Origin of the sequence: Lactobacillus sp. UMNPBX1 (assembly GCF_002554085.1) — a bacterium.
Classification (GTDB): Bacteria; Bacillota; Bacilli; order Lactobacillales; family Lactobacillaceae; genus Lactobacillus; species Lactobacillus crispatus.
Genome location: NZ_PCZI01000020.1, coordinates 18,956 through 37,576 on the forward strand (window position 1 = coordinate 18,956; position 18,621 = coordinate 37,576).

An 18,621-nucleotide genomic window follows, 5' to 3' on the forward strand; every position below is an offset into this window, starting at 1 on the left:
CTAGGTGAAAAAATGGAAGAAAAAAATATTAAACAAGTTGATCAAATCATGACGGCCTTGACCCAAGTGATTGATCCAGAATTACAAGTTGATGTAGTAAATCTTGGTCTGATTTATGGCATCGATATCGAAGGAGATAAGGCAACCATTAAGATGACTTTGACAATTATGGGTTGCCCTTTATCTGATTATTTGGAACAACATATTCAAAAAGCTGTTCTTTCAGTTGCTGGAATTAAGTCTTGTGACATTAAGTTGGTCTGGTATCCCGTCTGGACGACAGAGCGTCTTTCTAGTGCAGCTAAAAAGCAATTAGGTGTAACTAACCATGATGATCAAATTAAGCAGGAGAAAGCCACCAAAGAGAAGATTATCGACTTTTCAGTACCGATCAAGAAAATGGCAGATGAATACCCTGACTTTGTTCAAATTATGTACGATTGTGGTTTTACTAGAATTAAAATTCCTGGGTTGCTTAAAACGGTGGGGCGTGTGATGACCATTCCATTGGGAGCCCAGGCAATGAAACTTGATTTGGCTAAAGTGAAAAAAGCATTTGAAGATAAAGGATACAAGGTAATCAATGACTGATAAAAAAAGACAGGACGCAATCCTGAAAATTTTGCATTATATTCAAAACGGCGGCGATTTTGCGACCGCAAAGAAGATGTTTCAAGAAGAATTCGATCAGGTTGATGTGGCCGAAATTACAGCGGCAGAGCGCGAATTAATCAAGCAGGGGTTAAACCCAGCAGAGATTCAATACCTGTGTAATGTGCATGCCGATGTCTTTAAGGGTAATATCAAGGAGAATGCGGTAAATCCTGATTTTGCTACTCCGGGGCACCCGGTGCATACGATTAAGCTGGAAAATATGGTACTGAAATCATTGGTTAATGACGCACTCTTGCCAGATTTGAAAAAGTATCAAGCAGGTCAAGATACACTGGATAAAATCAGAAAAGAATTGAGTGATTTGGCAACAATCGATAAGCATTACCGACGTAAGGAGACCTCGCTTTTTCCATTAATGAATAAATATGGCATTACAGCTCCGCCCGAAGTGATGTGGGGCGTTGATGATGATATTCGCGATTTAATTGGGGATGCAAGCAAGATTGCTGGTGAGGAGCATCCAGATAAAGATCAGTTGGCTGAGGCAATTAAAAAGGCGAGTCATGAAGTGATTGAGATGATCTTTAAAGAGGAGAGCATTATGATTCCGATGATTGACGAGGTAGCTGATCAAGATGATTGGTACAACGTTAAACGCGAAGAGAGTCAGATTGGCTATACCCTGATTCGCAAGCCAATGAATTGGAAGCCAAAGGAAGCTAAAAAAGAAGCAGGGCCTATTTCTGTTAGCAATCTTTCATCCTTCCTCATTAATTTTGAAGAAGGAAGGTTAAACTTAGAGCAGTTAAATGCAATTTTGGATATGTTGCCATTTGCATTGACCTTTATTGATGAACACGATAAGGTAGCTTATTTTGGCGGCGGTGCTGAGATTTATCCGCACTCGCGCAATGCTATTGGCAATGATGTATTCTCGTGTCATACTGCTAAAAGTAGACCGTTAATTAAAAAGATTTTTGCGCAATTTCATTCAGGTGAAGTTGACAAGTATGAGTTTCACTTTACTCCACACAAGATGAAGCGCTGCTTATACCTACGCTATTATGCAGTACGTGATAAAAATGGAAAGTATCTGGGTTGTCTTGAGGTAGCACAAGATGTGACGGAAATTAGAAGCTGGACTGAAGAAAAGAAAAAAATTTAACTTGTTGGGCTGTGTTCTAGTAAGGGATGCAGCTTTTTCTTTTGCCCTCGTGCAAAAAATCACAATTCTTGCTAGACTAGATTGAGAGAATGATTAAAAAGAAGGGAAGAGAGAAAATGCGCACAGCACATGGAAAACAACCAGCTGATGAAATCAAATTGCATTGGCTTCTTCTAGGCCAATTACTAACGTGGCTGGGTTCCAGCTTCATTTGGCCATTGACTTCAGTTTACCTGCACGACCATCTTGGCGTTTCACTAGCTTTAGTGGGTGTCGTTTTGCTGTTCAACTGTGTTGCAAATATGATTGGGTCATTTATTTCAGGCTGGTGCTATGACCATATGGATCCATATGTCTTGCTGATTGTGGGGGCTGCTTTAGATGCGGCTGTCTTGTTTGGCATGGCTTTGAATCATAGTTGGCCGTTATATTGGCTCTGGATGACTTTAACTGGCTTTTTGGGCGGCTGGAATGGAGCATTGATTAACTCGATTGCTACTAGTATTAAATCTAAGCCAGGTCGTTATGTCTTCAATATGATCTACTTTGCTCAAAATGTTGGGGTCGTTTGTGGGACATTAGCAGTAGGTTATCTTTATGATTATTCAGTGACTTTATTATTTGTCATTGCTGGTCTTTTATTCGTTGGCGTTTGCGTTAACGCAATTATTAATTATCGGCCAATGATTCAGTTCCACAAGGAGCGTTTGGCTAACAAAGGCGAATCAAAGAAGCAGGCCTTTGAGCCGATGCCAAAATACAATCTGATTATGTCAATTGGCTTTTTTGTTACGATCGCTGTAATTTGGTTGATGTACATGAACTGGGAATCAAACTTGTCTGTATACATGGTTTCTTTGGGCATTCCTTTTCATCTGTATAGTTTGTTATGGACCATCAATGCCGGAATTATTGTCATCGTGCAAGCTATCTTAAGTCGTTTTACTATCTTTAAGAGCTTATTTAGACAAATTTTATTTGGCACTTTGATGTTTGCAATTTCTTTTGTTACTTTGATTTTTGCCAAAGATTTTGCACATTTCGCCTTATCCATGGTTATCTTAACTTTAGGTGAAGCAACCGCAATGCCGTCGATACCAACTTATGTAAATGATCTGTCGCCCGATTCTAGCAAGGGCAAGTATCAAGGCTTAACCTTGTCTGCATCGTCAATTGGTCGAGCTCTAGGGCCGTTATTTGGTGGTTTAATCATTGAAGATTTCGGCTATATTCAATTCTTTGCTGTTGCTGCAATTGGTATCTTTTTGCTTTTAGTCATGCTTATTCCAATGCATGCGAAACTACAGAAAAAACTAAAATTATTTGTAAAATAAAAACAATATGATAGCATTAATTTTTTTATAATGCTATCATGTTTTTATATAAAAAATTTTTTCCACTAGGGAGGTAATTTAATGTATTTTAACGTACGCGGCGGTGCTGGTGACATTACTAAGGCTAATACTTCAGCGCGTCTACAAGATAATTTATATTTGGCTGTTAACTCAGAATGGTTGGAAAAGGCTAAAATTCCATCTGATCGTTCAAGAACCAGTTCATTTGATGGGATCGATCTTAATATTGAAAAGAACTTGATGCAAGATTTTGCAGATTTTGCTGCTGGTAAGAAGGAACTGCCTACTGTGCCTAACTTCAAGAAGGCAGTTGAGCTTTACAAGGTTGCTAAAAACTTTGACAAGCGAAATGCGGATGGTGCCGCACCTATTCAGGCAGATTTGCACGAAATTTTAGACTTGCGCAACTTCGCTGACTTTAACTTGAAGGCAGCTGATTTTTACAAGAACGGTTTTGCCGTTCCATTTGCTTTCAGTGTTGAAGCAGATATGAAGAATACTAAGATTCACTCATTGAATTTTGGTGGTCCAAGTACTTTCTTGCCAGATACGACTACTTACAAGACTCCAGCTGCTGAGAAGTTATTGGATGTTTTGAAAAAGCAATCTATTAAGTTGTTAACAATGGCCGGACTTAATGAAAAGGACGCAGAAGATTACGTTGGCTTGGCAATTAAGTATGACGCTAAGATTGCTAAGGTAGTTAAGTCAACTGAAGAATGGGCTGATTATCCAGCAACTTATAATCCAGTTTCATTGACTGACTTTGAAGCAAAATTCGATTCCTTCAAGATGGATTACTTCTTGGGCGGATTATTTACCAAGAAGCCAGAACGGGTAATTTCAACTGAACCACGTTACTTAGATCACGCGGAAGAATTGTTGAATGAAGAAAACTTTGCTGAAATTAAGGCTTGGATGCTGGTTAAGTTTATTAATGGCGTAGCTTACAGCTTGTCACAAGATTTCCGTGAAGCTGCCTTTCCATTTAGTCAAGCTTTGTCAGGCCAACCTGAGCTTTCAAGTGGCGTTAAGCAGGCATATCATATTACTAATGGTGACTTCGGCGAAGTAGTAGGTGTCTACTATGGTCAAACTTACTTTGGCGCAGAAGCTAAAGCAGACGTGACTGATATGATTCACAAGATGCTTGATGTTTATGAAAAGAGAATTCGTGAAAATTCATGGCTTTCTCAAGCAACTAAGGATAAGGCAATCGTTAAGTTGCGCGCTTTGATCTTAAAGATCGGTTATCCAGACAAGATTGAAGAAATCTATGACCGTTTACAAGTTGATCCAACTGCTAGCCTTTATGAAAATGAAGTGCAATTTGGTCGGGAACAAATTAAGTACAATCTTGAGAAATTGTACCAAGATGTTGACCGTACGGTATGGTTGATGCCAGGTGATATGGTTAATGCATGTTACGACCCACAAAGAAATGATTTAACTTTCCCAGCTGCAATTTTGCAAAAACCATTCTATGACTTGAAACAAAGTCGTGCTACTAATTATGGTGGAATCGGCGTTGTTATTGCACACGAAGTTTCTCATGCCTTTGACAATAACGGTGCTCAATTCGATGAGTTTGGTAACATGAAGAATTGGTGGACTGATGAAGATTTTGCTGAATTCAAGAAGAGAACGCAAGCTGAAATCGACTTGTTTGATGGTATTGAATATGGCCCTGTAACCTTGAACGGTAAGCAAATCGTGTCTGAAAATATTGCCGACCAAGGTGGTTTAACTGCTGCTGTTGAAGCTAATAAGGGTGAAGGTGCTGATAAGAAGGCAATGCAAGAGTTGTTTGAAAACTTTGCTCGCGTTTGGGCAACTAAACAATTGCCAGAGTCAATCAAGACACAAGTATCTATTGATGTTCATGCACCCGGTCCAGAGCGTGCCAACGTTCAATCACAATGCCAAGAAGAATTCTATAAGGCTTTTGATGTGACTGAAAATGATGGTATGTGGCTTGCTCCTGAAAAGAGAGTAGTAATTTGGTAAGTAACTTTTCTTAATATCGAGTATGAAAAATTAGCTAAATTACATATAAGCTTCTATAATAAGAATGACTACAGTGCTGCTACTACACTGCAGCCCTTTATAACTTATTACCCATTAATAAATTTTTTGCACTAAAAAAGGCTCCTGTTCGGAGTCTTTTTTTGATGGTTATTTTGTTTTAGCGTTGGAATAATCTTTTGGTTTAATCCGTTTAATATAGGATGGATTTGGTCGACCAAGGATTAATGGAATCCGCTCGATGATTGTGTCAGCGTATTCCAATCCGAACCAGGAAGCAGGATTGGAAGAAAGGTTCTGCAAACGAACACGAGCTTCGACTAACCATTTTTCATATCCTACTAATTGCGTTTGCGGACTAATTACGTCTTGAACAATTACGAAGGCAAAGTCACCAACGTCCCGTCCTGGGGTAGTGGTGTATTCCTGTGGTTGTGCCTCGATCGTTCCGTCAGCAATCAAGTCGTGAACAATCTGACGAATGTAGACGTTCACACTGGTCTGCTTCTTGAATCCAAGATAAAGCTGAATGTTAATCACGTTCTTAGTACCGTAAGTGTTAACAGCATATTCAGCGGTAAATGGCTCGTTAGTAACATTGACAGTGACAAACCAGTAAGCCTTTGCTCGTTTAGGTCTTTTATCCAAAATTGAGTACAGGATTTCACGTTTGATAAACTTGTTGTACTTAACGTTGGCCATGTAAACCAAGTTGGTAGCATAAGTTGGGTAATTTTCATCGTGACTTAAGTTCGTTAACATGTCGGTATATTCATCTAAGCGAACGTAAGCATTGCGAGCTTCACGCTTGTCACGAACCTTGTTGCCGTAATACCAAACATACATTACGAAGCCGATAGCACCAGCGATGAAGAGTGAAACGTAACCACCATGAGTAAATTTAGTCAAACTTGAAATCATAAACATGATGTCAAGGACACCGAAGAAGATCAAGAAGATCCAGTTCCAAACAGTGTTGACTTTCTTCATTACTAACCATTCATAAAGCAGGATGGTAGTCATTAACATTGAAATTGTAATGGACAGACCATAAGCTGCTTCCATGTGAGCTGAAGTTTGGAAGTATAAGACGATTGCGATAGTAGCAACACAGATACCCTTGTTAATGGAAGGAATATAAATTTGTCCTTTTTCGTTAGATGGGTAGTTGATGTTCATTCTTGGCAAGAACTTCAAGCCTGAAGCTTCTGCAACTAAAGTGAATGAACCGGTAATTAGGGCCTGAGAAGCAATAACAGCAGCAATAGTAGCCAAAATGATGGCAAACAATCTGATGTTAGCTGGGATCATTTCAAAGAATGGATTGAGCACACCGCCGTCTGCAGGACGGTAAGTTGGGTTGTTCAAAATCCAAACGCCTTGACCAAAGTAGTTGAGTGACAAGCAAACAAAAACAAATGGCCAAGAACCAATAATATTGCTTTTACCAACGTGACCAACATCTGAATATAGGGCCTCAGCACCAGTAGTAGCCAGGAAGATTGATCCTAAAATAAAGAGACCTGCCTTGTTATATGGACTAACTAATAACCTAATAGCGTAGATGGGATTGATTGCTTGCAAGATTGACCAGTCACCAGCCATGTTCATTACACCCATTACGCCCAAAAAAGTGAACCAAAGGAACATGATTGGGCCGAAGGCTTTACCAATGATACTAGTTCCCATTTTTTGGATAGAAAACAGAACTAGCAGAATGACTACAGTGATGGCAATAACCATGTTTTGAGTAGAAACGGGTACATTGCCGCCAAAGTTCAGTCCTTTCAGTCCTTCAATCGCAGTTGTAACTGTAACTGCTGGAGTTAAAGTACCATCGGCCAAAATAGCGGCACCACCAATTAGCGCTGGTAGAACCAGCCATTTAGCTCGTTTTCTAACCAATGTGTATAAGGCAAAAATCCCACCTTCTCCGTGGTTAGTTGCCTTGAGGGCAATAATTACGGTTTGTAAGGTAGTTAATAACGTTACAGTCCAAAGAACCAATGAAATTGATCCAATGATAAAGTCACGATTTACATTACCAATGCCGCCATTGCCTTCGACAATTGATTTCATAACATAAAGCGGACTAGTACCGATATCGCCGTAAACAATACCGATGGCGATCAGTAAGCCAGCCGCGCTCATGCGTTTAGCTTTATTATTCATCATCTCGTTATCTCCCACAACAAAATTGTAGTTTTAATAAAAAAAGAAAATGCCACGATGACATTTTCCCTTGTTGTACCTATTTTCGTCTATTTCGCTGGACAATGCAAGTGAGATTTGTCAGAAATTGAATCTAGAATTTGGTGATGATAAAGTTAGTGCATTATAATAAAAAATATGCAGTAAAAAAGCTCCCATACAGGGAGCCTTTTTGATATAAATTATGAAAGTGATGAAGGAATCTTAGTACGTTGGTCTTCGTCCCATTTTTCCCATGCTTCATAAGTAAGCATTTCTTCTGGCTTAACGCCAGTCTTTTCTTCCATGGTCTTAAGCAAGTCCTTAAAGTTGTAGTCGTGGTATTGTAACACATGATCAACCAACTTCTTGCGTGGGAAGTGGATGTTGTTTAAAACATAGCGATTGATATCAACCATGTTGTGATTTTCATCGTAAAGGTTGATAACTTCAAGATCGTCTTCATCGAATTCAGCGATGTAGAAGTTAGCGAAGACCTTTAAGTAATCAGGTTGTTCTTTGAATTTTTCCTGTGGCATAGTAGTCCTGTTAGCTTCTGGCATTACGACTTTAAGGTCGTCGTTTTCTTCATTTTCTTTATTAGCTTGAGCTTGAGCGTTCTTTTCTTCTTCAGTCAAAGTTGTTACCCCTTTATTTATAAATAAATAGATACAAAGTCAATAATAATTTTACAGACTTCTACAAATAAAAGCAAATAGAAGTGGTTGAGAGATGCAAAAGTATAGAAGTCAGTTTTGATTAGTAAAATGGAGTAAAATGAAGTAAAATATAAATGTAAAAAGTAAAATGAAGTAAAATGAGGAAAAATATGTATAATGAAAATCCTTTTGATGCTGAATTTGGCGGGATCCCAGAGCTATATCTTGATTTTAATGATGATGCAGTTAAATTTGCTCAAAGAGCCCATCGTCTCAAGAAACATCCAACTTATTCTCTCTTTATTACAGGGGTACGAGGTTCAGGAAAAACAGTTTTTATGAACAAAGTGGGTAAAGAACTAAAAAAATATAAAGATACTATGGTAGTCACTTTGCACAATTCTGATGATCTTTTTCGAATGATGTATATCAAGCTAGTGCCTATGCTAGATAAAATCAAAAAATGGACGCCATCAATTTCTATTAAAGTTCCTTTTGTATCAGTAGATTTCACTGAAGCAAATGAAAAGCATGATGAAATATATTATAAAGTAGAAATTAACAAGATTCTTAAAGCTTTGAACAAAGTGGGGATTCGTGTTGCATTTTGTATTGATGAAGTGTCAAATACACCCACAATTCAAAAATTGGCTGAGGAATTCAACGACTGGAGCCTAAATAACTATCAAGTTTCAGTGATTATGACCGGACTATTAAGTGAAGTGGCGGAACTATCAGGCACACATAATTTAACCTTCTTGGTTCGGGCGGATAGGTTTCACGTCTCTAAACTATTTGCGTCGTCAATTGCCAGAACTTACATGGATGTATTAGACATAACAGCTAAGCAAGCAGAAATTTTGGCAGATATGTCAAAAGGCTATGCTTATGCATTTCAATTGATCGGAGATTTGATGTATGAAAATTTGAGTCAAAAGATGACGTTTGAAAAAGCTTTGGAATATACTAAACTTAGATTCCGTGATGTACTTTTCAACCAAGCGTATGATGTAATTGCTCATGAATTAACGGATGTGGATTTTCAATTTTTGTACGCTATGGCGCAAGATAATAGTATTAGTTCAATTATTAGGACTATGCAAAAAAGTAAGCAGTATGTTAATAGCTATCGTGCAAAATTAATTAAATATGATCTAATTAAGCCAATAATTAGGGGAAAGGTCGGTTTTACCTTACCTTTGTTTAGAGATTTCATTCAAGCAAAGTATGATGAACTTAATTGGGGCTAGAATTATTGAAAAAATTCGACAGAAAATCACAGAAATGAACGCAGATCCAATTTGGAGGGATACTATTATGGACTATGAGACTAAGCTAGCTGAAGAGCGTGAATACGGTGAAGAAAAAGGAATTTTAAGTGCAACAGTGAATGCAATTAAGAAGATCATTCGTCGTAACCGAAGCTATGGTGTATCAGATTCCAAAACTTTGGAGGATCTGACAGAAGACTACCATGATTCTGTTTCCCGGGATCAAATTGAACAAATGATGAAAGAAGCCTAGGTCTAATGAAAATAGCCGCTACTCAATGTGAGTAACGGCTATTTTTTACTTCTCGTCATCAGCGGAGCTAGAACTTGCGGCAGATGATTGATCGTTGCTTGAGGAAGCCGCGCTGGATTGGTTGATGGATGATAATTTAAGTAATTATTCTTTTGAAAAAATATTTCTTACTTGTTGGAGTAAATTATCGAATTCTGTTGATTCTTTTATGTGGCCGATTATTTTTCCATGACGGGCAATGAAATCATACGATAGCATTTGAAATAATAATGCATCTCCATTTGTGTGACTAGCATAATCTAGCACATAGAATCTAAATGGATCATCTGTAATATGGTTATGAGTAATTGCTAGTCCTATTACTAATCCAGACTTTTTAGTGTAAGCATGTCTGCTCACTACTAAATAGCGTCTACGAATATTTCCTTTTTCAGGATCATGTCCACCCATTTCGTGACCAGCATGTGGTTCAGCATCGATCATTATTATGTCACCTTGATGGACATCAATCCTTCTCATTTGCTAGTTCCTTTCCGACAGGTTTGACTTCTCTAGGATTGTATCCTAATTCTTGGTATTCTCGCTTTATTTCAGTATCATAATCATAATCGTCATAAGCGGGGTCTGACCATAAATCATAATTGTTTTTAGCAATTCTTTTGTATACAATATCACCGTTTTTATTTACATCAACAGAGAATTCTGTATTAAGTGGAACTTTGATAGTACTTGGAATGGTAAGCACTATTGAATTTCCTTGTTTTCTAGCCTTGACTATCATAATAAGCCTTCCTTATGCTAAAAATATTTTATTATTTAAGTATATACTGTGAATACAGTGAGCACAAACAAAAGGAGCCACAAATTGGCTCCTTTTTCGTTTGCTTACTTGTTATCATCAGCAGCAGAGCTGGAACTTGCGGCAGATGATTGACTGCTGCTTGAGGAAGCTGCGCTGGATTGGCTGCTGGATGATTGTTCCTGCTGGTGATCGCTTGAAGAAGATGAAGAACTTGATTGATCATCTGACTTCTTGTTTGATGAGCTGGACTTCTTGGACTGCTCTTTATCCTTATCAGATGAGGATTTTGCAGAATCATCCTGACTAGAATTGTCTTTGTTAGAATCTGCATCAGAATTATTAGATTTTTGCTGGTCAGGATCAGCGTTCTTTTTATTGGAATTATTATAGGAAGTATTATTGTGCGTTTGAGTGTTGGCATGGCTAATGTAAGCACCGGCGCCACCTCCACCTAAGATGAACATCGCAGCAATAACACCCCAAAAGACTAATTTCTTCATAATAATAAACTCTCCTTATCTTAGAAAAAATATTAACGAATTTGAGCCAATTGGTGACTTTGAATCGTTAGTTATAGTGTAAGACATCTGGCCGGCAGGTTGATTACAAAATACTCAATTTTAACTAATTATTAAGAGGTAGAAGAAAAATATGAATTACGAATTAACTGAACAATCAATCCAATATGTATTTGGCAACAAGAAGTATAAGAATGGGCAAAAGACCCGTAACTTGAAGAACGTAAAGACTGGCGCTAAGGCAGATGAGTTGCAAAAGGTGGGTCAAGCAATTGCTAGTTTGCAAGAAGACTCACTTGATGAAGCATACTTAGTGCAGAAGTCACGTCTTGTACCAGCAGCTGAATAAATTAACGAACATAAATATAGGAAATAAGGAGAGAAATGATGGCAAAAACTACTAAGACTATGAAGATGACTTTCTTAAACGGGGAAAAGAAGAAGATTAGTATTACGTTGGGGGATGCAGTCGAAAATCTTACTGCGGACCAAGTGCGTGGTGCGATGAATACGATTGTGGAAGCCAATGCATTTGAGAAAGACGGTGTTGCATATTACCACACTCCTCAATCTGCTGCATATATTGAACGTACTGTTACTGACATCTTTAATGATTCAGCAGAATCTGCAGTTGAGCCTGCAGCTAAGCAAGACTAATCTGGACTTGCTTGACCAACTAATTAGCTTGGTCAAAAGGCTCAGGAGAAAATATCGCAAGATGTAGAGTTCACACTTAGACCTTTAACAGAAATCGTATAGTAATATTACTTTTTCAATTGATTTTGTTACATCGTTGTAAAATTTAAGAAAAAGTAAAGAAACAGTAAAGCGGGCGTATGCTCGCTTTTTCTTGTTGTGTCTAGGATTACGGCATTTTGTTATTTTAGATTTGTGTGAATGGTATTGGGATAGGGAATAGGTGAATTATTACAAAAGCAAGATTGTAGTCAATTTAACTTGCTATTTTTTCAAGAGGTTAGTACAATATGAATCGTGGTAAGTAATAGGACGTGCTTCAGGCGTGTCGCCTGTACGCATGCTGATCCTTCAGCAATGACTACTACCTCATGAGAGTTATAAACTCATGGATCTTGCTTCGAAGGGTTTTGTACATTATAGGCTCCCTACATGCTGAACCTATGGCCTATTACATTTTTTATATTTCAAGGAGGAAAAGACCACATGAAGAAAAATTTAAGAATTGTTAGCGCTGCTGCTGCTGCTTTATTAGCTGTTGCTCCAGTTGCTGCTTCAGCTGTTTCTGTTAACGCTGCTGACTCTACTGCAACTACTACTGCTAACGCAAGCAAAGCTGTAACTACTGTTGATCTTGGTGGTAACAACTCAGCAACTGTTGCTCAAAATTCAGATGTAAATCTTGCTACTAACTTTACTGCTATTGCCTATGTTGCAGGTCAAAATGGTGCTCAAGGCACAAGCGGCGTTGTATCTGGTTCAGTATCAGCAACTTACAACGGCCAAACTTACACTGGTAATTTAACTACTGATGTTAACAAGAATACTAAGGTTTACAATGCAACTACTAAGAAAGAAGTTGCTGTAAATTCAGCTGATTTTGTTGCTGGTCAATACTACGCAGTTATTCCAAATGTTTCATTTAACTTTGGTCCTGCTAACGCAAACAAGAAGGTTACCATTGCCCTTAAGGGTGGTGTATTAACTCCAGCAGATAAGAGTGTTAAAGCTGGTGAAAGTGTTACAATCACTTTAGACCAAAACGGTGTTGCAAACTTTGCTGAAGTTCAAACTCCTAACTTTAAAGCTGTAAATCCATTTAGCAACGCAACTGTTGCATGGTACAACAACAACGCAGTTGCAACTTCAGCTAACGTAACTGTTAACGCTGGTAGCAACAACCTTGTAAATGTAAACCAAATCGTTGCAGCTTTGAACAATTACAAGCCATTCGAATTAAGCCGTGGTGACAATGGTAACGTAACTTCAACTTCACTTACTTCACCAATTACTGCTGAAGAAGTAACTAACCAATTGAAGAAGCAAAACATTACTGTTGATGGTGCTGGTTACTTTACTGCACCAACTTCATTAAGTTTGTCATTCACTGCTACTGCAAACAACAGTAACGCATCAGCTGCTTTACTTGTAACTGTTTCAATTCCAAATGGTAAGGTAACTACTGTACCAAGCCAAAGCAAGACTATTAAGCACAACGCATACTACTACAAGGAAGATGGTACTACTCGTGCCAACAACGACAAGGCTAAGCGTTATGAATCAGTAACTGTTGCTATGTCAACTAAGAAGATCGGCAACAAGGACTTCTACGAAGTAATCAAGGATGGCAAGGCTACTGGTATGTACATCAATGCAGACAACATTGATGGTACTAAGCGTACTTTGAAGCACAACGCATACGTTTACGCAACTTCAAAGAAGCGTGCTAACAAGGTTGTTCTTAAGAAGGGTGAAGAAGTAACTACTTACGGTGGTACTTACACATTCAAGAACGGCAAGCAATACTACAAGATCGGCAACGATACTAAGAAGACTTACGTAAAGGCTTCAAACTTTTAATTAAGTCTATGTAGTAGATAAAGATAAAACGAGGCATTCGCCTCGTTTTTCTTTTGCTCTAGTTTTCATTATTCTTACACTTCATTTGTAGTCACACATATTAGTTAAGGCGAACAGTAAGTAGCTAATCTACTGTATTTTCCATGATATAATTAAGCAAGTATATAATACGAGGAAGTGTATTAATGAAACTAGATGACATTAAAAATATGGAAGCTACTTATCTTGATTACAAGGAATCATTAGAAACTACTAAACCTGTAAGCTGGCTTAAATCTGTTGTAGCTTTTGCAAATACAAAAGGCGGACACATTATCTTTGGCGTGACTGATGAAGAGCATAAGTTTATCGGAATAGATAATTTACAACAAACTTCTTCTAAAATCTCTGAACTTATTTCTACCCGAGTTTCACCTTGGCCTAGATTTACATTAGCTCCTATTGATAGTGAATATTCAGATAAGAAATGCATTGATCTAGAAGTCGCTCCTGGTCCAGATTATCCATATTATTATATCAATACGCAAGAACATGCTATTTTTATGCGGCATGGAGATCGTTCAGAAAAAGCAACACCGATAGAGCAAAATAATTTACTGCTAAAAGGAATGAACAAAACATTTGATGCACTTCCGACTAGTTATAAATTACCAGATGTAAGTTTCACCTTATTAGCTGCTACCTTTAAGAAAGAAACTGGTGAAGACTTTGATATTTCACGCGATTTAATTTCGATGGGATTTGTAACACAAGATAATATCGTGACTAACGCAGGGCTATTACTGTGTGATCAAGGTTATTTACGCCAGTCTAAGATTGTCTGTACTCGGTGGAAAGGAATCGAAAAAGGCAGTGTTGATGGAGATGCCTTAGATGATGAAGAATTTACAGATGCAAGTTTGATTACTCTGTTGTCTAACGCGGAAGCATTTATTAGAACCAATTCTAAGAATCCTTGGACAATTCGTGGAATGCGACGAGAAGAAAATAGCGACTATCCATTCAAGGCTGTTCGAGAAGTTTTAGTTAATGCATTAATTCACCGTGATTATCAGATTCAGGGTTCTGAAGTACATGTTGATATGTTTGATGATCGGATGGAAATTGTGTCGCCTGGTGGCATGATTAATGGGAGTAGAATTCAGGATCTTAATCTAAAGCATGTTCCTTCTATGAGAAGAAATGAAATTATCTCTGACATTTTTGGTAGATTACATTACATGGATCGCCGTGGTAGTGGTATCCAACGAATTTTGAGTGCATATACCGATTTTGTAGAGCAGCCTATCTTCTATTCAGATGATACAGTATTTTTAGCAACTTTGCCCAACAGAGGAATTGCTACGCCAAAGAGTCCACTTCAGAGTGAGAAGAGTCCACTTCAGAGTGAGAAGAGTCCACTTCAGAATAAAGAAAGCAATATAATAAAAAAATGGAATGAAAAAGGTATAAATAAAATCTTTAGAGGACAAACCACTAAAAAATTATTAGAATTTTATATGAGATATAGCTCTAAGTATTCGTTTAATCGAAATTTACTTGCTAATTTTTTAGAGATAGCACCAAATTCTGCATCGAAAATTATTCAAAAATGTAGAGAGATTGGAATTATGCGAATGGAAAAACGCGGAGTTTACTTCTTTACTGATTTAGGTTGATAAATGCAAAATAATGTTAAAGATATCAAATAAATCACTATAATTATATTTTCAAAACGATACATCAAAACAAATAGAGTATCGTTTTTTCTTTTGCTCTAAAAAAGGCGTCGCTGTTGCGACACCTTGGAAGATAATTCTGCTGTGAACTATTGATTATTGTTTACTATAAACTTCATGTACTAGTTTGATAATTTTATCGTGGCTAAGCATATCGCCATAATTATTTGTGAGTTCTTGTAGGACTGTATCTTTAGTTCCATCCATTCGCTTAATAGTTAGGACTAGCTTTTTAGCATCTTCTACTTTTGCTTTTTTAGTTGCTTTTTTAGCAACCTCATTCATTTCGTATTCTAGCTTGTCCATGTCTTCGACCCACTTTCCGCTGTTCACGTAATGGTCGACATCCTTTTGCAAGCTGGCGATATAGCCTTCCGGATGGTTGATGATTCCGTTCATGTAATCTAGGAAATCAACCATCTTTTGGTTTAGATCATGATTATTGCCCTTGGAATTGAAAACCTTAACGTGCGTACCAGTCTTGAATTCTCGGATATCGACTTTTAGTTTAAACATATTTTACTTCATTTGATTCCATTACAGCACGTAATTTATCTAAAAGTTCCGTGATATCGTGAAAAATAGTAACTTTTCTTTCTTAATTGTTATATAAAGTTGCATATTACTTTTATTTTGATTTTGTTATAATTTTATTCGGTGCTTGTACCTCCTAATGTCCAGTCCATTAAAGGAGGTGAGTATAATGCGGGACATTCTTAATATAACTATTACGGCTGTAATTGCGCCGATTGTGGTGAGCGTTTCCGTTCATGCACTTAACGAAGCCTATGACGATTGGCTAGAGAGTCATCGCTGCAAGAAGCGAAAGCATAAGCGCAATAAAAGAAGACAGCACAGGCACCGATAGTTAGCTATGAGAAGGCTTTTGTAGTGCTTTCAATAATTTAGCGAAAATAAAAACCATTGCTCAACCGGAATTCGAGTAATGGTTTTTGTTTGCACTTTTTTGAATATAATGCAGTTTTCTTAATATAACCTACACCTAGTATAACATAATTTTTTTCTCTGTATAGTCTAGCACCTGGTTCATTGTTTACTATTGTTCCATTACAGCACGTAATTTACCTAATAACTGCTTTTTTAATCGTTTCAATGTAATGCGTGGTACGCCGCATTCCTCAACTAATTGCGTGATTGTCTTCTTCTCAAGCAAATGTTCAAACAGAATTACTTGTTCAAGATGACTAAGCTTCTTAGCTTCATTCTTTAGTGCAACAAGGTTGTCCCAAGCTGCAGCTTCACCAAGATCATAGGCTTTATCGATGGCTGTATTACGTTCGCACACTCGTTGTTCGCGGCGTAGAGTATCAATTATATGCCAGAGAAGCTTCTTGAAACTCAATTTATCAATCTCGGTGCGCGGCTTTTGTCCATCTAGCTTATGCAACATATCGGCGTACAGAATCACTCCATCTTGCAATAAGTCCTCATAGAGGTGATAGTCAGGTCGAACGTGCGCCGCCTTGAGGGCACCACCAACTAACTTACGATTGTTCCATGCTTCTTCGAAATATTTTTGACTTGTCATTGTGACATTCTCCTTAAGTGATGTCACAAGCGCTTGTGTACTATTAGATTAGCAAGATTGAATCCGCAGAAAAACTTAGTGGTGAGATGCTTTAATCCCAAGTGTTGCATGTGTTTGTTAATTTCTACGATAAGCAAAGCCAAGTCAGATAGTACCTGACGAAGAATAGATGATAGTCAAAAAAGTGCAAAAAAATACAGCTCATGAGAGCTGTTAACGATTATATCTGATCTTAATAATCTGCTTAGTAAAAAAGCGGTGTTCACGGTGCAAATAATCTAATGGCTTAAATTCTTTCACAATTGTAAGTAGATGCAAGTTTAAAACATGATTATAGAATTTGTCTGCTAGCTTTTTGAAACTATCAACAGCATACAAGTCCAGTTGCACATAATAGTTGGAATTATGCAGGATTGAGTCAGAATTAATGACTGTTACACGAAGATTATTTTCTTGCAACATATGCTGATAATATAAGTCAGAATAATAATGATTATGAAACAGATACTGACCAATTATCTTAGTAAGATTAGGCTTAGGCGAATCAAAGGCAAAATTATAGACCAAGCCATTTTTATCAAGTGCAATACTGTTGAAAATAGCTTGATCATGGCGTTTAACGTGAAAGTCTTTAATCCAGTGCAAGCAAATCCAGTCCGTGAAGAAGTTTCCACTAAATGCATGCATTGAAAAATAAAGCACATTGTACATGACAATCCCTTGATAGATATCAACTCCAGCCTCGCGAGCTAGCATTCTCTGCCAAATCATATCGCAATGTACGGCATGCCGCATCAAACCTTGCATCATGGCATGTGTTGACTTTTGACTAAGCACAATTCCACGATTCAGGTCGAAGGCTACTGCCTTATATTTGCCTAAGATAGGATTTTGCTTGAACTCATAGACTGCCAATGTGTTCTTATTGAGTCGATATTTATTGTCATACTTGATGTATTGCTCTAATTGCGAGTCATTCTCAATTCTCCGCTTGGTAAGGTCTTTGGACCAATTACGATATTTTATGTCAGTGGGCAAGCTAATAATCCCCAAGTTACGTTGCTTGTAGGCTGACACATCCATCACACTCCCTATGTTTGAATATATCTATATTGTTTTAAATATTGAATAGTATTATACAGGATGAAGCATTGATTGTATAGCTAGAAATTATTATGCTGAAAAAACAATTTTATAAAAAATTTTGCCGATTTTTTGCGTAATAAACAATAGAGGGTAAATTTTATCCTACTATTTTTTAGAAAGAGGTGCGCAATGAAAAATACGCACAATAACAGGCAATGGTTTGGTTTTTCAGAAGACAAAGTTTTTGGTGAAATCATGTCCAATCCAGCTTTTTGCAGACATGTTTTGCAAGGAATTCTGCCGGAGATCCCAATTAAGAAGATCTTTCCGCCTAAGAAGCAAGAAGTAATCATCGATCCTGAGCATCGCAATCAAAAAGATGTCCGACTCGATATTTTGGTTGAGGATATTAACGGCAACCTTTACAATATTGAGATGCAGCGGTCAGACGATGACGATATTGCTCGTCGCATGCGCTATTATGCTTCGAAAAACGATCAAAGGTATACTCTCCACCAGGGCTATACTTACAATGATTTGAAAAATGTCTTCATTATTTTTCTTTGCACGTTCAAAACTAAGCAAAAAGTTGCAATCAAGTCTACATACCAAACTATTAATGTAGACAATCATGCAGATATATTGCAGGATGGCTTGACTAAAATTATAATTAACTCAAACGGAGTTCCTGATGGAACCGAGACTGAAACATTACTTAATTTAGTCAAACTCATGAAAGATTTACCGGTACATGGCGATAAACTCTTTGATAAGGCACAAAAACGCATCGAATCAATGAATGCCGATCCAGAATGGAGGGATACTATTATGGACTTTGAAACTAGAATGCTTGAACGCG

The 18,621-nt window shown here is 37.6% G+C and carries 20 protein-coding genes; 12 read left to right on the forward strand and 8 right to left on the reverse strand.

The window, feature by feature from the left end:
- The first annotated feature begins 12 nt into the window (after positions 1 to 12).
- From CP352_RS09105 to CP352_RS09120, 4 genes are all read left to right on the forward strand, one after another.
- On the forward strand, positions 13 to 591 hold the full coding sequence (locus CP352_RS09105; RefSeq protein WP_005721695.1) for an iron-sulfur cluster assembly protein: 579 nt from the start codon (positions 13 to 15) through the stop codon (positions 589 to 591).
- Entirely contained in the window at positions 584 to 1,780 is a 1,197-nt protein-coding gene (locus CP352_RS09110) for a DUF438 domain-containing protein (protein WP_089145675.1), read from the forward strand. The genes CP352_RS09105 and CP352_RS09110 overlap by 8 nt, the downstream gene beginning before the upstream one ends.
- Positions 1,781 to 1,896: 116 nt before the next feature.
- Complete coding sequence (locus tag CP352_RS09115) at positions 1,897 to 3,114, forward strand: MFS transporter (RefSeq protein WP_013085707.1); 1,218 nt, start codon at positions 1,897 to 1,899, stop codon at positions 3,112 to 3,114.
- 81 nt (positions 3,115 to 3,195) lie between these two features.
- Entirely contained in the window at positions 3,196 to 5,142 is a 1,947-nt protein-coding gene (locus tag CP352_RS09120) for a M13 family metallopeptidase (RefSeq protein ID WP_098034925.1), read from the forward strand.
- Between the two features lie 168 nt (positions 5,143 to 5,310).
- Here the strand turns inward: CP352_RS09120 and CP352_RS09125 are convergent, their stop codons facing one another.
- Positions 5,311 to 7,332: a KUP/HAK/KT family potassium transporter gene (locus CP352_RS09125; RefSeq protein WP_057726953.1), complete on the reverse strand. Its 2,022-nt coding sequence runs from the start codon at positions 7,330 to 7,332 to the stop codon at positions 5,311 to 5,313.
- A 221-nt stretch (positions 7,333 to 7,553) separates the two neighbouring features.
- Complete coding sequence (locus tag CP352_RS09130) at positions 7,554 to 7,988, reverse strand: hypothetical protein (protein WP_089142947.1); 435 nt, start codon at positions 7,986 to 7,988, stop codon at positions 7,554 to 7,556.
- A 191-nt stretch (positions 7,989 to 8,179) separates the two neighbouring features.
- Here CP352_RS09130 and CP352_RS09135 point away from each other — a divergent pair, with 191 nt between their 5' ends.
- Together CP352_RS09135 and CP352_RS09140 are read left to right on the forward strand one after the other, a co-directional pair.
- Positions 8,180 to 9,259, forward strand: coding sequence for an NB-ARC domain-containing protein (locus tag CP352_RS09135; RefSeq protein WP_005721691.1), 1,080 nt, complete (start codon positions 8,180 to 8,182; stop codon positions 9,257 to 9,259).
- Between the two features lie 67 nt (positions 9,260 to 9,326).
- The gene (locus CP352_RS09140; RefSeq protein WP_013085713.1) at positions 9,327 to 9,533 is read left to right on the forward strand and encodes a hypothetical protein; all 207 of its coding nucleotides are present in this window, start codon (positions 9,327 to 9,329) and stop codon (positions 9,531 to 9,533) included.
- A 144-nt stretch (positions 9,534 to 9,677) separates the two neighbouring features.
- On the opposite strand, the gene CP352_RS09145 is transcribed toward CP352_RS09140, so the two are convergent.
- The 3 genes from CP352_RS09145 to CP352_RS09155 all read right to left on the reverse strand — a co-directional run bounded on the left by CP352_RS09145 (position 9,678) and on the right by CP352_RS09155 (position 10,835).
- Positions 9,678 to 10,052 carry a type II toxin-antitoxin system PemK/MazF family toxin gene (locus CP352_RS09145; RefSeq protein ID WP_023488853.1) on the reverse strand — a complete coding sequence of 125 codons (375 nt, stop codon included), beginning with the start codon at positions 10,050 to 10,052 and terminating at the stop codon, positions 9,678 to 9,680.
- Positions 10,039 to 10,314, reverse strand: a complete 276-nt coding sequence (locus tag CP352_RS09150; RefSeq protein WP_013085715.1) for a hypothetical protein — start codon at positions 10,312 to 10,314, stop codon at positions 10,039 to 10,041. The genes CP352_RS09145 and CP352_RS09150 overlap by 14 nt, the downstream gene beginning before the upstream one ends.
- A gap of 104 nt (positions 10,315 to 10,418) precedes the next feature.
- Complete coding sequence (locus CP352_RS09155) at positions 10,419 to 10,835, reverse strand: hypothetical protein (RefSeq protein WP_089142948.1); 417 nt, start codon at positions 10,833 to 10,835, stop codon at positions 10,419 to 10,421.
- Between the two features lie 151 nt (positions 10,836 to 10,986).
- On the opposite strand from CP352_RS09155, the gene CP352_RS09160 reads away from it, so the two are divergent.
- The 4 genes from CP352_RS09160 to CP352_RS09175 all read left to right on the forward strand — a co-directional run bounded on the left by CP352_RS09160 (position 10,987) and on the right by CP352_RS09175 (position 15,067).
- A complete protein-coding gene (locus tag CP352_RS09160; RefSeq protein WP_005718397.1) occupies positions 10,987 to 11,202 on the forward strand; it encodes a hypothetical protein in 216 nt (71 codons plus the stop codon).
- 35 nt (positions 11,203 to 11,237) lie between these two features.
- The gene (locus tag CP352_RS09165) at positions 11,238 to 11,510 is read left to right on the forward strand and encodes a DUF2922 domain-containing protein (protein ID WP_089145457.1); all 273 of its coding nucleotides are present in this window, start codon (positions 11,238 to 11,240) and stop codon (positions 11,508 to 11,510) included.
- Positions 11,511 to 12,035: 525 nt separating this feature from the next.
- On the forward strand, positions 12,036 to 13,409 hold the full coding sequence (locus tag CP352_RS09170) for an SLAP domain-containing protein (protein ID WP_098034926.1): 1,374 nt from the start codon (positions 12,036 to 12,038) through the stop codon (positions 13,407 to 13,409).
- Positions 13,410 to 13,594: 185 nt separating this feature from the next.
- Positions 13,595 to 15,067 (forward strand): ATP-binding protein, encoded by a 1,473-nt coding sequence (locus CP352_RS09175; protein WP_098034927.1) that lies wholly within the window; start codon positions 13,595 to 13,597, stop codon positions 15,065 to 15,067.
- 156 nt (positions 15,068 to 15,223) lie between these two features.
- Here CP352_RS09175 and CP352_RS09180 read toward each other — a convergent pair whose 3' ends face one another.
- Positions 15,224 to 15,643 (reverse strand): hypothetical protein, encoded by a 420-nt coding sequence (locus CP352_RS09180; protein ID WP_013085720.1) that lies wholly within the window; start codon positions 15,641 to 15,643, stop codon positions 15,224 to 15,226.
- Positions 15,644 to 15,830: 187 nt separating this feature from the next.
- Between CP352_RS09180 and CP352_RS11090 the strand changes: the two genes are divergently transcribed.
- Positions 15,831 to 15,995: a hypothetical protein gene (locus CP352_RS11090; protein WP_155515509.1), complete on the forward strand. Its 165-nt coding sequence runs from the start codon at positions 15,831 to 15,833 to the stop codon at positions 15,993 to 15,995.
- A gap of 189 nt (positions 15,996 to 16,184) precedes the next feature.
- Here CP352_RS11090 and CP352_RS09185 read toward each other — a convergent pair whose 3' ends face one another.
- On the reverse strand, positions 16,185 to 16,676 hold the full coding sequence (locus tag CP352_RS09185) for a sigma-70 family RNA polymerase sigma factor (protein ID WP_089145572.1): 492 nt from the start codon (positions 16,674 to 16,676) through the stop codon (positions 16,185 to 16,187).
- A gap of 213 nt (positions 16,677 to 16,889) precedes the next feature.
- Positions 16,890 to 17,759, reverse strand: coding sequence for a hypothetical protein (locus tag CP352_RS09190; protein ID WP_089145573.1), 870 nt, complete (start codon positions 17,757 to 17,759; stop codon positions 16,890 to 16,892).
- Positions 17,760 to 17,951: 192 nt separating this feature from the next.
- Here CP352_RS09190 and CP352_RS09195 point away from each other — a divergent pair.
- Positions 17,952 to 18,621: Rpn family recombination-promoting nuclease/putative transposase (locus CP352_RS09195; protein ID WP_098034928.1), on the forward strand; the 670-nt coding region annotated here is incomplete at its 3' end.